This is a genomic window from Promicromonospora iranensis, from assembly GCF_028994805.1.
Lineage (GTDB): Bacteria > Actinomycetota > Actinomycetes > Actinomycetales > Cellulomonadaceae > Promicromonospora > Promicromonospora iranensis.
This window is the reverse complement of the sequence record NZ_JAJQQP010000002.1, coordinates 203,021-217,886: the sequence shown is the minus strand read 5'-3', so window position 1 is coordinate 217,886 and position 14,866 is coordinate 203,021. Positions and strand designations below refer to the sequence as shown.

Here is a 14,866-nt window from a genome sequence, read left to right as displayed (position 1 = left end):
AGGGACGCGGAGAATGGCAGCCGTGAACAGCGCTCAGGATCCTCGTGCGGGCCGGCTGCGGCGGACCGTGGCGGTCGTCGCGGCCCTCAACTTCGCCTACTTCTTCGTCGAGCTCTCCGTGGCGCTCGCCGCCGGGTCGGTCTCGCTGCTCGCCGACAGCGTCGACTTCCTCGAGGACACCGCGATCAATGTGCTGATCCTCGTCGCCCTCGGCTGGCCGCTGGCCCGGCGGGCCCTGATGGGCAAGGCCATGGCGCTGATCATCCTGGGCCCGGCCGCGGTAGCGGCCTGGCAGGCGGTGCAGCGGTTCGCCGGCCCGACGGCGCCCGACGTCGTCCCGCTCGTGCTGGCGTCCCTCGGGGCCATCGCCGTCAACGGGACCAGCGCCTGGCTGCTGGCCCGGGTCCACCACGGCGGTGGCGCCCTCGGCCGCGCGGCATTCCTGTCGGCCCGCAACGACGTGCTGGTGAACGTCACGATCATCGCCATGGGGATGGTCACGGTCTGGACCGGCTCCGGGTGGCCCGACCTGGTCCTCGGCTGCGCGATCATCCTGCTGGCGCTGCACGCGGCGCACGAGGTGTGGGAGGTCAGCGAGGAGGAACGCCTGGCGGCCAAGGCCCTGAACGGCGAACCGGTCGGCTGACCGGCACCTTCCACTGCCTGAGAGCCGTCGGCTTCACGCCGATGCCGCCAGAGCCGGACACTAGGTACGGGTTCGCTGCCGGCTGTTGATGCCTGCGGGTCTCTCCTCGGCCTCGTCGTGCTTGCCGTGCGGGTGTGCTGCCTGGACCTCCGCCGGGGTGACGGGGGCGACGCGGTCCTCGTAGAAGAACCGGGAGAGCCTCTGCCACCGCTTGTCCGACTGATGGTCCGTGCGCCGCACACCGCCTGCATCGACGGCAGCCTCGGTATCGAGCGGCTGCGGGGAGTCGTACGCGGTGCGCAACCAGACTTCCTCGGGGGACGGCGGAACGTGGATCTCCACGTACTCGCCCGTGACGTGCTCGACGATGCGGCCCGACTCGTGGCCGTGCAGCACGATCTCGCGGTCCTTGCGCTGCAGCCCGAGGCAGATGCGCTTGGTGATGTAGTACGCGAACACCGGCCCCACGAAGAACAGGATGCGGAAGAACCACGTGATCGCATTGATCGACAGCCTGAACTGCAGGGCGATGAGGTCGTTCGACCCGGCCAGCGCCAGGATGATGAACGCCGTCAGGAACGCCACACCCAGGCCCGTGCGCACCGGCCTGTTGCGCGGCCGGTCCAGCACGTGGTGCTCACGCTCGTCCCGCGTGACACGGGCCTCGACGAACGGATACACGAACAAGAACGTGAACAGGATGCCCGGGACGACCACGGCCGGGACCAGCACGTTCCACGACAGTGTGTACCCCGCGATGACCCACTCGGTGCCCTCGCCGGGCATCAGCCGCAGCGCACCCTCCAGGAACAGCATGTACCAGTCCGGCTGGGCACCGGCGGAGACCACCCCCGGATCGTAGGGGCCGTAGTTCCATACGTTGTTGATCGACATCGTGGCGCCCATCAGGGCCAGCACGCCCGCCACGATGAAGAAGTTACCCGTCATCTTGGCCACGTACACCGGCATGGCCGGGTAGCCCACGACGTTCTTGTCGGTACGGCCGCCGCCCGGGTACTGGGTGTGCTTCTGCAGCACCATGAGGAACAGGTGCAGCGCGATCAGTGCGATCAGCAGGCCGGGGATCACGAAGATGTGCAGCGTGAACAGGCGCGGGATGATGTGCTCACCCGGGAATTCGCCGCCGAAGATCATGTATGACAGCTCCGCGCCGATGACCGGGATGGCCTTGACCACGCCGTCGGTGATGCGCAGGCCGTTGCCGGACAGGACGTCGTCGGGCAGCGAGTAGCCGGTGAAGCCGGCGGCCAGGCCCAGGATCATCAGGATGAGACCGACGATCCAGTTGATCTCGCGCGGCTTGCGGAACGCGCCGGTGAAGAACACCCGCATCATGTGCACCACGATCGAGGCCATGAAGATCAGGGCCGACCAGTGGTGGATCTGCCGCATGAGCAGACCGCCACGGACCTCGAACGACATCTCCACGGTCGAGGCGAAGGCGACCGACATGAGCTGGCCCTCCATCGACGGCGGGTACTCGCCCTCGTAGTGCACCAGCGCCATGGACGGCTCGAAGAACATCGTCAGGAAGAAGCCCGACGCGATCAGCACGACGAACGAGAACAGCGCGATCTCGCCCAGCATGAACGACCAGTGGTCCGGGAAGACCTTGCGCGCGAACTCCTTGACGGCAAGGCCGACGGAGGTGCGCTGGTCGAGGTAGTCCGCCGCTTTGCCGACCGCGTTCGGTCGGCGCTGCCGCTGTACCACGCAATCACCCCGCGCTAGGAGATGGAAAGGACCCTTTCCAGTAGACACGGAGACCGGTCACGGTTCCACCGCGCGCCCTCGCGTCGGCCGGCGTGCACGAGCGCAGCGGTTACCCCGATAAAGCACCCGTGGAGAGCACTTCTAGACCAAATTTGAAGAGAATCACGATCGGATCACGATCAAACCGTGACTCTCGTTTGGGTTAGCGAGTGACTGGAGGCGGTCACACGGTGGAAGGGTCCGAACGACCGAGAGACCTTCGGGTCTCGACGACGGAAGGAACACCACCATGAAGTCTCTGCGCAAGCGCGCTCTCGCGGCCCCGATCGCCTTGGTGGCCGCCCTGACCCTCACCGCGTGCAACGACAGTGCCGGACCCGAGCAGGGCACGTCCGTGGATGACGTCGAAGATGCCGATCCGGACCAGAACGACATGGTCGGTCCCGACGTTGTTGGCCGGACGGTCACTGTGAGTGGCGAGATCGACGCCGTGGCGGCCGACAGTGCGTTCTGGCTCGGCGGAAACGACTGGTTCGACGAGGGTGCACCGGTGGTCAGCGCCACCGGTGACTTCACCGAGTTCGACATCCAGGACCCTGAAGGCCTGGCCGAGGACGACACCGTCGTGCAGGTGACCGGCCCGGTCGAAGAGTTCGTCCTGACCGATTTCGAGGAAGAGCACGGTATCGACCTGGACGACGACGCCCTGGAGCAGCTCGAGGGTGAGGCGGTCATCGTGGCGGAGGACGTCTCGACGCTGGCCGGGGAGAACATCACGATCTCGGGCGAGGTGTCCGACGTGTTGAGCACTGTCGCGTTCCGTCTGGCCGGCACCGGGTGGGACGTCATCGTGCTGGACGCCGAGCAGGCCGCGGTGGAAGCCGGGAACACCGTCCAGGTAACCGGCACCGTCCGCCAGATGAACGTCGCGGAGTTCGAGGAGGATTACAGCCTCGACCTCGACGACGGGCGCTACGAGGACTACGAGGGCCGCCTGGTCCTTGTCGCCGAGACCGTTGAGCCCATCGAACCGGTCGAGTGATCAGCAGCACCGCGCCCGCCCCGGCCTCCGCCGGTCGGAGCGGTGCCGGGGTCGGTCGCCGGTTACGGGGCGCCGCCTGCTTGTGGCACGGTCCTCGGGTCGTGCCAGCGGCACCGTAGTGGGCCAGTCGAGGCGGCGACAGAGAGGGACGGTCACCGACGAGCCGCTCCCTGACTCTTCTCAACGGTAACGAGGAGGTCCTGCGACCGGAACGTGGCGTGAGGCCCAGTGGTGTTCCTCTTCCGCCTCACGCCGCCGGGTGGCGACCAGACACGACCCCGGAGACGGTGGAACGGCACCCGTCCAGGAGTACCCGAGAGGGAGGCGAACCGCGTGTCGCACGAGAGCGATGGTCGCGCCGGCGAGGCGCCCCCGCCGGGCGCCGGCCGGTTCACCGAGCTGGCGACGCTCGGCCTGGTCGCCCTCGTCCTGGGTGCCGTGCCGTTCCTCGGCCTGCTGGCTCTTCTCAAGAGCGAATGGGCACCGCTCGCCCGCCTCGACCAAGGAATCGCCGACACGCTCAACTCCGCCGTCGCCACGCGGCCACTAGCGGTACGGATACTCGAGATCCTGTCGGAAGCGGGCGGCGGGGCGACCGCCGGCTACATCGTCGGGCTCACCGCGGTCGCGCTGCTCGTCCGCGGACGTCGCCGACTGGCCACATACGCGGCCGTCACCGGTGCCGGTCTGCTGGTGCTCGTGCCCGTCAGCAAGGCGCTCGTGGGCCGGACACGCCCAGAGGTCGCCCTCCCCGTCGTGGAGCTGCCGACCAATGCGAGCTTCCCCAGCGGACACGCCATGACGTCCTTCGCGACGTGGGGCCTGCTCGCGCTCATCGCGCTCCCCCACACGCGCGGAGCGATCCGGTGGGCCGTGGTCGGGAGCGCCGCGGCGATCATCATCCTGGTGGGTTTCACGCGCCTCGCGCTGGGCGTGCACTTCCTCAGCGACGTGCTCGCCGGCTGGGCACTGGCCGGCGCATGGCTCGCCGTCACCACGGCCGGGTTCCGGACGTGGCAGTGGCCAGGTGAGAGGCCACCCGACGCACCCGGAGCGACACCGCACCGCGAGCCGGGCAGCAGACGTGCCGGGCTCAGTGCCGCGCTGGCTCCCTCAGGCCAACCGGTCTGGCCGCGCGGACGCCGGTCCGTCGGGCTGCTGACGCGGGACTTCGTGGTTGTCCTGATCATCATCGCCAGCCTGGGTCTTCTCGTCACCGGTCCCCTCGCAGCCACGGCGCTGGGTTCCTGGGACCAGTACGTGGCCGACCGGCTCGTGGACACCCGGACACCGCCACTCACCGAGGTCGCCCTGCGGGTGAACGTCCTGGCGGGCCTGTGGGGCATCGTCGTCGTCATCACCGCGCAGGCCGCCCTGGCACTCGCCTGGACGGGCTCGTGGCGCCCGGTCGTGTTCGCGCTCCTGGCCATCGTCGGAGAGCTGGCCCTCTACCTCGGGTCGGCAGCGATCGTCGCGCGCGCCCGGCCGGACGTGCCGGACCTGACCCACAGTCTCCCGACGGGTGCCAGCTGGCCCTCCGGGCACCTGGCGGCCGCCGTGGTGACCTACGGCGGCGCGGCCCTGCTGCTCCTGATGGTCACCCGGCGATGGTGGAGATGGGTCGGTGTCGCCGTCATGGTCGCCGTCGTGGTCGGCACCGCGTGGGCGCGCCTGTACACCGCCGCCCATTATCCGACGGACGTGGCCGTCGGCATCCTCCTGGGCGTCCTCTGGCTCACAGCGCTGCACCGTCACCTGCTCGACGGCGCGTGGGTCATCCCGCGCCGACGCGACGTCGACGACAGCCCCTTGGCCACGCCACACAGGCGACGGGACAACGGCGACGAGCGCAGCCGGCCGCGAAAGGCAGCCCCATGAGACGAGCACTGCAGAAGATCGCCCTCACCCTCACCGTCCTCCTCGCCGCGCTCACCATCTACGGCGTAGCGATCGAGCCGCGCCTCATCCTCGCGACACCGCGTCACGACGTCACGATCCCCGGGCTGGACGAGTCGTGGGATGGCGCGACCGTCGCCGCGTTGTCCGACATGCAGACCGGGATGTGGTGGGCGAACACGCACATGGTGGACCGTGCGGTACGGACGGTCGTGGAGGAGGACCCGGACCTCGTGCTGCTTCCAGGCGACTTCCTCTACAGCGAGGACCCCTCGATCGAACACCAGGTGCAGACGGTCGTCGACCAGCTGCGACCGCTCGTCGACGCCCAGATCCCCACCGTCGCTGTCCTGGGCAACCACGACCACGCCACCGGCGGCGCAGACGAGATCGCACGAGCGCTGGAGGAGCTCGGCATCCCGGTCCTGGAGAATGACGCGCTCGAGGTGACGCGACGCGGTGGTGCGCACTTGCACGTCGTCGGCCTCGCCGCTACCCGTCCCGGGCTCACCGACGTCGACGCCGCTCTGTCCGGTGTGCCTCCGGACGCCCCGCGGCTGGTCATGATGCACAACCCGACGGTGTTCCAGCGCCTGCCGGAAGGGTCAGCACCGCTCGCGGTCGCCGGCCACACCCACTGCGGCCAGGTCGCACTGCCAGGTCCCTCGCACTGGTCGTACCTGGCGCTCACGGACAAGGAGCAGGTCGTCGCCGACCACTGGGCCCCGCCCACGTACGGCGCCGACGGCAACAGGCTCTTCGTGACCTGCGGCATCGGATTCAGCCTCGCCCCGGTGCGCATCAACGCACCACCCGAGGTCGCCTTCTTCACGCTCCACACACCGTCGCCGTCGCCGTCGCCTCGAGCTGGTGGCCGAACTGGCCGGGAAGCAGCATGAACGCCGACACCAGCCGGCTGGTCAAGGGCCTCGGCCGAGCGTTCGGCGGGGCACTGCTGTTCGCACTGCCCCTGTTCATGACGATGGAGATCTGGCGCCTCGCCGCTGGCATGGACCGGTGGCGACTGCTGCTCCTGTACCTGCTGACCATCGTCCTCGCCTTCACGATGGAACGGCATCTCGGGCTCCGTCAGGGTGAGCCGGACAGCCCTCTCGCCTCCGTGGTGGACACCGCGATCGCGCTCACCGCCGGTATCGCGGCGGCGGCGGTGGTGCTGAGCATCTTCGCGGTGCTGGAGCCCGTCGCGGCGTGGGGGGAGGCGGTTGCTGTGGTCGCCCTCGCGGCGCTGCCGGCCACCATCGGAGCATCGTTCGCCCGGTCGCAGCTGGGCCTGGACAGCACCGGCCGAGCCTCCGAGGGCTACCGTCAGGAGCTGTTCCTCATGACGGCCGGTGCGACTGTCTTCGCCGCGAACGTGGCACCCACCGAGGAAGTGGTCCTGCTGGCCGGGGCTATGGAGCCGGGACACGCCCTCGGGCTCATCGCACTCGAGCTCGTCGTCATGCATGCGTTCGTGTACGCGGTGGAGTTCAAGGGCGGCGCCACGAGCCACGACTTCGCTCGCGTGCTGCTGCCGTACACGGTGGTCGGGTACGTGATCGCCTGTGCTGTCAGCGCGTACTTGCTGTGGTCCTTCGGCAGGTTCGACGGCACCGCTCTGGGGCCCGCCCTGATCGAGACACTCGTGCTAGCCCTGCCCGCGACCATCGGCGCAGCAGCGGCACGCCTCATCGTCTGACCGAAGGAGCCCCATGAGCGACAACGACCACCACTCCCCCTCCTCGTCACCAGGCGAACGCGCCGTTGGGGTGCTCGGGGCGCTCGTGGTGTGCGCCATGCTGACCGTCCTGGTGCACCAGGCCGTGACCTGGCACGGCCCACCACGACTCACCACGCAGATCACGCAGGTGCAGCGCACCGACGCCGGATACGCCGCTTCGGTCGTCGTCGAGAACACCGGCGGCCGGACGGCGGAAGGCGTGCACGTCACAGGCGAGATCACGCGGGAAAACACAGTGGTCGACACGGCCAGTACGACCATCGGATACGTGCCACCCGACAGCCACCGTGAAGTCGCCCTCGTCTTCACCACGGACCCAGAACGACCGAACGTGGACCTGCGTGTGGGGATCGCCGGGTTCACACCCATGTAACAAGGCCAGGGCAGGCGGTCTCGGTGGCGCAGCGAAAGAGCCCGTTCAGCGATGCCCAGGGTCTTGCTCGATCCCGGCGACCGGCAGCGCACGCGCACAGCACCAACATCTAAGATCGGACCCTCGGTCAGGCGCAGACGCTGCTCACGGGTTCAGCCCGGCACGTCGCACGAGCGTCGCCGCAGGGCAGAGCTCACGACATCACGATCGGGAGATGCAGATGTCTGGTCCGCTACTACCGCTGTCGTCCGACGAGCTGGCGCTGCTCGAGTGCGCGCCCGAGTCGGTGCTCACGTCCGATCTGGCACGCAGGCTGCCGGCGACAGCGCCCGTTGCCCCTTGGCACTGTACGTTCAACGGGTTGGTCTGGGTCCAACGATGCGGCCCGGCCGTCAGACCGGTGCTCCCCGCACGGCTACGGCGGGGCACGTCGGTCCGCTGGCTCGTCGGTGCCTTCGTGCACTACACCGACTCCCCCGTCGGGCCCTACTCGGAACTGTTCGCGGCAGCCCTGGTGCGCAAGGGGCCCCGGCTCGTCCTGCACACGCCCTTCATGGCCGTGGACTCCCTGCCAAGCCTCCGCGCGGGACGAGCCAACTGGGCACTGCCGAAGACCTTGGCCGCCTTCGAGGGCGGCCGCGGCCCGTCCGATCCCTGGGGAGCCGCCGCCGACGGGTGGTCTGTGAACGCACGGGCACGCCCGTACGGGCCTCGGCTACCGATCAGAGCAGCGATGCACGGTGTGCAGGTACGACCGGACCAGACCCTCGGCCGCTATCGAGCGACGATCTCGGGGTTCCCGCGCCTCTCGCGCATCGAGGTCGACGTGGCCGCACGGCAATCACTGGCCCGCTGGATGCCGTCAGGACGACACCTAGGACTGTGGTGGTCGAACGCTTCCCTCGCCATGTCCGCCCCGTTCAAGGCCACATCTGCGCTCGGTCGGCCCACCTGCGTCGAAGATCGCGGGCGCTGACCCGAACCTGAACCGGGCGGGCGCCGTGGCTCACGCCACCGCACCCACACCGCATCGGTCAACGGCTCCTGGACGGCCGCATGCCACCGCGAATCCGGGCGACCTGAACGCCATGAGCCCGCGGGTCGCGACCGGCAGGACGATGTGGCAAGACTGGAAGCAGCAGGATCTTCGGATGCCCCCGATGCCGAGGAAATGAGACGCCATGTCGATGACAAGAAACCGACGGCTCCTTGCGGCAGTGCTGCTCGTGACCCTTGTGTGGCCACTTACGGCGTGCGGCGACGAGACGCCCGCGCCCGGCGAGGATGTGACCCTGGAGGACGTCGCCGAAGCAGAGATACCGGAGGGCGATGAAGGTGAGGAGAACGAGACAGGGCTCGCCGAGCGCGTCGTCACGATCCAGGGCGAGGTACGTCAGGTGCTCGACCCCGGCGCCTTCCTCATCGGCGACCCTGGCGTGCTGGAGCCGGAGGTCCTCGTGCTGAGCCCGTCGACCGACTTCGTCGACCTCGGCCTCGACGTGACCGATGTGCTCGTCGAGGAGGAGACCGTCGTCGAAGTCACCGGAACTGTCCGACGACTCTCCCTCGGCGAGTTCCAGGAGGACTACGCCATTCCTTACGACCCGAACATCTTCGACGAGTACGCCGGCGAGTCCATCATCGTCGCCGAGCGCCTCGAGATCACCGAAGGTAGGGGTTGACCGGCACGCCGGACACCGCCCGGTAGCCTCCTGGTGGGTGCGCACGCTTGCGGGCGACATGATGTGCACCATGTTCACCAGCACAGAAGCCGGGCTCGACCTCCGGGTCGCCGCCTACGCCGTGATCACCGACGACCAGGGCCGCATGCTCCTGCCCCACTGGAGCGAGCACAGGCACAGCGGCTGGACCATGCCGGGCGGCGGGGTGGACCCGGGCGAGCACCCCGCCGACGCCGCCGTCCGGGAGGTCTTCGAGGAGACCGGCTATCACGTCGAGCTGGACGGCGTGCTGGGTGTCGACAGCTCCGTGATCCCCGGCCCGGAGCGCGTGCACCCGTCGGGCCGGCCGATGCAGGCCCTGCGGATCGTGTACCGCGCGCACGTGACCGGCGGCGAGCTGCGCGTGGAGGAGGACGGCACCACGGACGACGTCGCCTGGCACACGCCGGCGGAGATCGACACTCTCGACCGGGTGCCGCTCGTCGACCTGTCCCGCCGCTGGGCAGGTCTCATCAGGTAGCGGATAGCTCGCCTCGGGCAGCGAGCCGACGGCGCACCTACTACGCGCCGCGCTGGACACCGAGGGTCGAGATCAGGTCCTCGTGCAGCTCGATCCACACGGCGTGGCACGAGTCGATGCCGGTCCCGGCGACCCACTCGCCACGCCCGGACCGGGCGTGGCCGAGCGCGGCGGAGAAGCGCTCGTCGTACCCGTCGAACCGCGCGAGCTGCGCGGCCAGCTCGCGCGTCAGGGGGGCCAGCTCGTCGTCCAGCGCCTCGAGCTCCGCGAGCACCCCCGCGTCCCAGTCCGGGTCCGTGTGCGTGTTCGGGGCCAGGCGGTCGCCGTCCTCCGGGCGCAGCTGCCAGTCGGTGCACGCCTGCAGCAGCCGGGCGTTCAGCGGCCCGAACGCCTCGTGGACCTGCTCGACGACGGGCCGGGCGCCCGCGTCGGCCAGCTCCTCGGCCAGGCGCCGGTCGTCCTCGGCGCGGCCACGGTCCGTCATGGACCAGCCCGCCGTACGTCCGAACGCCGCCTGCCTGATCCAGCCGTAGGCCTCGTCGTCGAGCAGGAGCTCGCGAGCTTCCGCCTCGTCGAGACCGAAACGCACGGCGACGGCGTCGTCGTCCGCCATGCCCTGGATCCGGACCGAGTGGAGCACGAGCAGCTCGGGCTGAGAGGATCGGCCGAGCACCGGGTTGCGCGTCATATTTTGCACCGTGCATCCTCCCGGTGGCTGGTGTCAACGCAGGTGGGTACGCCTAGGGAGGAAGCCATGTCGGACCACGCAGCAACTACGAGCATCGCGGGGACACCAGGGAGCGCAGGGCGTGCGTCCGGGCCGGCACGCGTGGTGCGCAGCCCGGACGACTTCGGACGGGTCCAGCCCGGCGACGTGCTCGTGTGCCGGTTCACCGAGCCGGCGTGGACCGCCCTGTTCGGCGTCGTCGCCGCCGTCGTCACGGAGACCGGTGGTGTGCTCTCGCACGCGGCGATCGTGGCCCGCGAGCACGGCGTCCCCGCGGTGCTCGCGGTACCCGGCGCGATGACCACGCTGCGCGACGGCGAGACCGTCACGGTGGACGGCTCCGCCGGGCTGGTCACGGCGTGAGCTGCAGCCTCCGCCGGAGGAGCGCCGAGACGGGCCGGTAGGAGGCCGGCAGAGGGTCGACAGCATCCGGACCCGTCGTTGTCCAGGGGCAGCACTACCCATGGGCACCGCATACCGGCCGTGTCAGCCTTCCCGCGTCAGGCCAAGAGTCGGACCACCTGGATGGAGAGCACCAATGTCAGTCATCTCCCCGATCCGCAGAAGAACCACCACGTACTGGGCGCTCGCGGCCATGGCCGCCCTCACCCTCGTCGCGGCGCCGTCCGCATCGGCGGCGCCGTCCGCCTCCGCCCCGGTCAACACGTCGGTCACGGCGGCGGACGACGTCGGCGTGCTGGCGACCGCACACAGGTCGCCGTTCAACTGCAGCAAGACCTTCTACGCGAACAACTGGAGCGGCGGCCACAGCCCGAACGGCTCCATCGACTGGCAGAGCTACGGCGGCGACGCCATCAACGGCGAGACCGTCCGGGCCACCGCGGCGGGCACCGCCACCTTCGACAACGAGGGGAGCACCAGCTACGGCCAGTGGGTGCAGATCGTGCACAGCGACGGGACCCGCACCCGCTACGCCCACCTCGCCACCATGGTGCGGGCTCCCGGTCAGACCATGTCGGTCAGCCGGGGCACGGTCATCGGGACCGTCGGCTCCACCGGCGGCTCGACGGCTCCGCACCTGCACTACGAGCAGCGCAGCTCGTCCGGAGTCGTCGACACCACTCCCACCGTCGAGGGTGTGACGGTGTCGGTCGGTCAGAAGAAGGCGGTCACGAGCACCAACGGGTGCGGCGGTTCGGGCAACCCGTACACCCCGACGGAGGTCTGCGGCAGCGGCTTCTCGGTGATCGACCAGGCGGCGCTCGGCACCGTCGGCCGTAGCTACCTGCTGTACAACTCAGGGACCGGCGTGAACTGCGTCGTCACCCTGAAGTCCACCAGCATCGGCACGCCGAGCGCGGTATCGGCCTTCCTGGAGCCGCAGGGCTCCTCCCGCACGACCGACTCCGGCAGCTACTCGTACTACGCCGGCCCGGTCAAGCGGTCCGCACCCGGCACGTGCGTCAAGTGGGGTGGCTCGGTGGGCAGCACCACCTACACCAGCCCGTTCGAGCACTGCGGCTGACCGGACCCCGCACCGCGGTCTGCCGCGAACAAGCGGTCGCGCATGCTCTCCGACGCGAGAGCATGCGCGACCGCTTGCTCCGAGCCGTCAGGCGTCCGCCGGCGGCTCGATCAGGTCCCACGGCATGCCGTACAGGTCCTCGAAGACCGCCACCGTCCCGTACACCTCGTGCCGGGGCTCCTCGCGGAACCGCACGCCGGCCGCCGTCATCCGCGCGTGCTGCGCGGCGAAGTCGTCGGTCTCCAGGAAGAACGCGACATCCCCGCCGGCCTGCCGCCCGACGGCGCCCGCGGTGCCTGCACCGCTGGACAGTGCGAGCACGAGACCGGTCCCGCCCTCACCGGGGCCGACCACCACCCGGCGCCAGCCGGACTCGTCGGTCTCGTCCTGACGGACGACGAACCCGAGGGCCTCGACGAAGAACGCGATCGCCTCGTCGTGGTCGAGGACGAGGTAGGTGACATCGGAGAGTCGCAGCATCTCGCGATCGTAGGTCGTGGCCGTGGCCGTGGCCGGTCGCCGTAGGCAACAATGACAGCATCTGTCCATACCGGAAGGCATCGCCATGAGCTTCACCCACCCGACCGGTACGCGCGGCGCCAAGCAGCCGGGCCGCATGTTCCGCTGGATGAACCGCCTGATCATGGGGCGGGCGCGCCGCGCGGACGGGACGACCATGGGGATGAACCTCCTGGTCCTGACCACCGTCGGCCGCAAGAGCGGGCAGCCCCGCCAGACGCCGCTGGCATGGTTCCCGGGCCCGGACGACAGCTGGCTGGTCGTCGCCTCCGCCGGCGGCGCCCCGGCCAACCCGGCCTGGTACCTCAACCTGGCGGCCCACCCCGACCAGGTCACCGCCGAGCACGGCGGCCGCACGGTCGCCGTGACGGCCGAGGAGCTGCACGGCGCCGAGCGTGAGCGCGCCTGGCAGCAGATCGTCACCACGACCGCACAGTTCCGCAAGTACCAGGAGACGACCGACCGCAAGATCCCCGTCATCAAGCTGACACCCACCACCTGAACGGTGTCCGGCCCGACCGTGGTTGACTCGCCCGCGTGACATCACAGGATGCGGTTCGGCCTGCAGAGCTGCCGTGCGAGCTCTTCCGCTTCGAGGACGATTGGAACACGGTGGTGCTCCGCCTCGACTCGCTGGACCACCGGTCCGACGGCACCGCCGTCCAGGCACGGGGCACGATCGAGATCGACTGCGGCAACCTGTCCGCCGGTCGAGGCGTCCGGGGCATCATGCCGACCTTCGTCGGCAGCGAGGACGTGGACGCCTGGCAACAGGTCCTCGACTCGCTGGACATGGGATACGACATCGCCTGGCGCGAGAACCTGAGAGCGACCGAGGTGCATGTCCGCTGGGAGGAGGACGACCTCCTCGTCGTCACCGTCCGTGACCGGATGGGCCTGCTCACCGACGTGACGACCGCCGTGCCGGTGTCCGACGAGTGGTTCGACGACGCCTATCACCGCCTCGGGCGGGTCCACGAGCTGTTCGAGCGCCGGTCACCACCGCGGTCGGTAGTGTCGGACGCATGACGCACGCCACCACCACCGCCCCGGTCACCACAGCCCTGCAGACCGCTGACTGGCGGCGGCGCGTCTTCGCGCTCTATGCGGGCGTCCGGGTCCGTGCGGCCGAGGACCCGGCCGCCGCGCACGCCTACTGGACCACGATGCGCGACGAGCTCTTCGCGACCCATCCGGCGTCGCCCGTCCTGCCGGAGGACAAGGCCGGCTTCACCGGCCTCTCGGTCGCTCCGTACGACCCCGCCTGGCGCCTGACCGCCCCGGTGGTGCCCGCCGAGCCCGGGCCCGACGGCGCCCCGCGCCGCCTCGAGGTGCCCACCGGGACCGACGGGGTGGTGCCGTTCGAGCTGCTCGGCACGGTGCTCCTGCCCGGACTGGGCACGCTCGACGTCTGGCGTCTCGCCTCCTACGGCGGCGGCCTGTTCGTGCCGGTCAAGGATGCGCTCGCGGGTGCCCCCGGCGGCACCTACGGCGGCGGCCGGTACCTCCTCGACACCATCAAGGGCGCCTGGCTGGGCCATGAGGGCGGCACGGACGGCCACACGCCCGGCTACGACGCAGGCGTCGGCGACCTGGTGCTCGACCTCAACTTCGCGTACAACCCGTCCTGCGCCTACGACCCGGCATGGACGTGCCCGCTCGCGCAGCCCGGCAACACGCTCGACGTCGAGGTCCCGGTGGGCGAGCGCACCCCGGCCAAGAACGCGTAGCCCATGCCCGCCGAACCGTCCGAGCGGAACGTCTCCCGCGCCGGTGGCCCCGTCGCGGGGCACGCCGACGAACCGCACACCGAGGGACTCGCCGAGCGAATGAACTGGCTGCGCGCCGGCGTGCTGGGCGCGAACGACGGGATCGTCTCGGTCGCGGCGGTCACCGTCGGCGTCGCGGCAGCGACGGCGCAGACCGCCCCCATCCTCACCGCCGGGCTCGCCGCCCTCGTCGGCGGCGCCATCTCGATGGCACTGGGCGAGTACGTGTCGGTCTCCAGCCAGTCCGACACCCAGAAGGCGCTCATCGCCAAGGAGAAGAAGGAGCTCGCGGAGATGCCCGAGGAGGAGCTCGCCGAGCTGGCCGAGCTCTACGAGGCCAAGGGCCTCTCCCCCGCCACCGCCCGCCAGGTAGCCGTCGAGCTCACCGAGCACGACGCCCTCTCGGCGCACCTCGAGGCAGAGCTCAGCATCGACGAGGACGAGGTGGTCAGCCCGTGGAACGCCGCGCTCGCCTCGGCCGTCGCCTTCACGCTCGGTGCCGTGCTGCCGCTCGCCGCGGTGCTCCTGATCCCTGAGCCCTGGCGGGTCGGCGTGACCTTTGCCGTGGTGCTGGCGGCGCTCGCCGGGACCGGCTGGGTCGCTGCGTGGATCGGCGCCGCACCGCGGGTGCGCGCCACGGCGCGCGTGGTCGTCGGCGGGGCGCTCGCCCTGGGCGCGACCTTCGCGGTCGGCTCCCTGCTCGGCACGACGGCGGCCGGTTGAGTACCGTT

At 70.1% G+C, this 14,866-nt stretch carries 18 protein-coding genes; 15 read left to right on the top strand and 3 right to left on the bottom strand.

The features are described from left to right. Positions 1–22: 22 nt before the first annotated feature. Positions 23–646 carry a cation efflux transmembrane domain-containing protein gene (locus LUM46_RS03505; RefSeq protein WP_274992319.1) on the top strand — a complete coding sequence of 208 codons (624 nt, stop codon included), beginning with the start codon at positions 23–25 and terminating at the stop codon, positions 644–646. Between the two features lie 60 nt (positions 647–706). Here the strand turns inward: LUM46_RS03505 and qcrB are convergent, their stop codons facing one another. After that, positions 707–2,380 carry a cytochrome bc1 complex cytochrome b subunit gene (qcrB, locus tag LUM46_RS03500; protein WP_274992318.1) on the bottom strand — a complete coding sequence of 558 codons (1,674 nt, stop codon included), beginning with the start codon at positions 2,378–2,380 and terminating at the stop codon, positions 707–709. A gap of 289 nt (positions 2,381–2,669) precedes the next feature. Between qcrB and LUM46_RS03495 the strand changes: the two genes are divergently transcribed. From LUM46_RS03495 to LUM46_RS03460, 8 genes are all read left to right on the top strand, one after another. Continuing rightward, the gene (locus LUM46_RS03495) at positions 2,670–3,422 is read left to right on the top strand and encodes a hypothetical protein (RefSeq protein ID WP_274992317.1); all 753 of its coding nucleotides are present in this window, start codon (positions 2,670–2,672) and stop codon (positions 3,420–3,422) included. Between the two features lie 333 nt (positions 3,423–3,755). Beyond that, a complete protein-coding gene (locus tag LUM46_RS03490) occupies positions 3,756–5,300 on the top strand; it encodes a phosphatase PAP2 family protein (RefSeq protein WP_274992316.1) in 1,545 nt (514 codons plus the stop codon). Continuing rightward, entirely contained in the window at positions 5,297–6,217 is a 921-nt protein-coding gene (locus LUM46_RS03485; protein WP_274992314.1) for a metallophosphoesterase, read from the top strand. Before LUM46_RS03490 ends, LUM46_RS03485 begins: the two co-directional genes overlap by 4 nt. Beyond that, positions 6,214–7,017 carry a TIGR02587 family membrane protein gene (locus LUM46_RS03480; protein WP_274992313.1) on the top strand — a complete coding sequence of 268 codons (804 nt, stop codon included), beginning with the start codon at positions 6,214–6,216 and terminating at the stop codon, positions 7,015–7,017. Before LUM46_RS03485 ends, LUM46_RS03480 begins: the two co-directional genes overlap by 4 nt. Positions 7,018–7,030: 13 nt before the next feature. Next, entirely contained in the window at positions 7,031–7,432 is a 402-nt protein-coding gene (locus LUM46_RS03475) for a hypothetical protein (RefSeq protein WP_274992312.1), read from the top strand. A gap of 400 nt (positions 7,433–7,832) precedes the next feature. Continuing rightward, positions 7,833–8,408, top strand: coding sequence for an acetoacetate decarboxylase family protein (locus LUM46_RS03470; protein WP_274992311.1), 576 nt, complete (start codon positions 7,833–7,835; stop codon positions 8,406–8,408). Positions 8,409–8,619: 211 nt separating this feature from the next. Further along, entirely contained in the window at positions 8,620–9,114 is a 495-nt protein-coding gene (locus tag LUM46_RS03465) for a hypothetical protein (protein WP_274992310.1), read from the top strand. A gap of 70 nt (positions 9,115–9,184) precedes the next feature. Then, positions 9,185–9,634 (top strand): NUDIX hydrolase, encoded by a 450-nt coding sequence (locus LUM46_RS03460; RefSeq protein ID WP_274992309.1) that lies wholly within the window; start codon positions 9,185–9,187, stop codon positions 9,632–9,634. Between the two features lie 40 nt (positions 9,635–9,674). Here the strand turns inward: LUM46_RS03460 and LUM46_RS03455 are convergent, their stop codons facing one another. After that, complete coding sequence (locus LUM46_RS03455) at positions 9,675–10,322, bottom strand: transcriptional regulator (protein ID WP_274992308.1); 648 nt, start codon at positions 10,320–10,322, stop codon at positions 9,675–9,677. A 66-nt stretch (positions 10,323–10,388) separates the two neighbouring features. Here LUM46_RS03455 and LUM46_RS03450 point away from each other — a divergent pair, with 66 nt between their 5' ends. Then, complete coding sequence (locus tag LUM46_RS03450) at positions 10,389–10,724, top strand: PEP-utilizing enzyme (RefSeq protein ID WP_274992307.1); 336 nt, start codon at positions 10,389–10,391, stop codon at positions 10,722–10,724. 175 nt (positions 10,725–10,899) lie between these two features. Then, positions 10,900–11,847: a M23 family metallopeptidase gene (locus LUM46_RS03445; protein ID WP_274992306.1), complete on the top strand. Its 948-nt coding sequence runs from the start codon at positions 10,900–10,902 to the stop codon at positions 11,845–11,847. Positions 11,848–11,934: 87 nt separating this feature from the next. Here the strand turns inward: LUM46_RS03445 and LUM46_RS03440 are convergent, their stop codons facing one another. Further along, a complete protein-coding gene (locus LUM46_RS03440) occupies positions 11,935–12,327 on the bottom strand; it encodes a VOC family protein (protein ID WP_274992305.1) in 393 nt (130 codons plus the stop codon). A gap of 85 nt (positions 12,328–12,412) precedes the next feature. Between LUM46_RS03440 and LUM46_RS03435 the strand changes: the two genes are divergently transcribed. The 4 genes from LUM46_RS03435 to LUM46_RS03420 are packed head-to-tail and all read left to right on the top strand — an operon-like array spanning position 12,413 to position 14,858. Then, positions 12,413–12,868, top strand: coding sequence for a nitroreductase/quinone reductase family protein (locus LUM46_RS03435; RefSeq protein WP_274992304.1), 456 nt, complete (start codon positions 12,413–12,415; stop codon positions 12,866–12,868). Between the two features lie 35 nt (positions 12,869–12,903). After that, complete coding sequence (locus LUM46_RS03430) at positions 12,904–13,395, top strand: DUF5959 family protein (RefSeq protein WP_274992303.1); 492 nt, start codon at positions 12,904–12,906, stop codon at positions 13,393–13,395. Further along, positions 13,392–14,096, top strand: coding sequence for a DUF1684 domain-containing protein (locus tag LUM46_RS03425; RefSeq protein ID WP_274992302.1), 705 nt, complete (start codon positions 13,392–13,394; stop codon positions 14,094–14,096). Before LUM46_RS03430 ends, LUM46_RS03425 begins: the two co-directional genes overlap by 4 nt. Positions 14,097–14,099: 3 nt before the next feature. Continuing rightward, positions 14,100–14,858, top strand: a complete 759-nt coding sequence (locus LUM46_RS03420) for a VIT1/CCC1 transporter family protein (protein ID WP_274992301.1) — start codon at positions 14,100–14,102, stop codon at positions 14,856–14,858. Positions 14,859–14,866 lie beyond the last annotated feature (8 nt).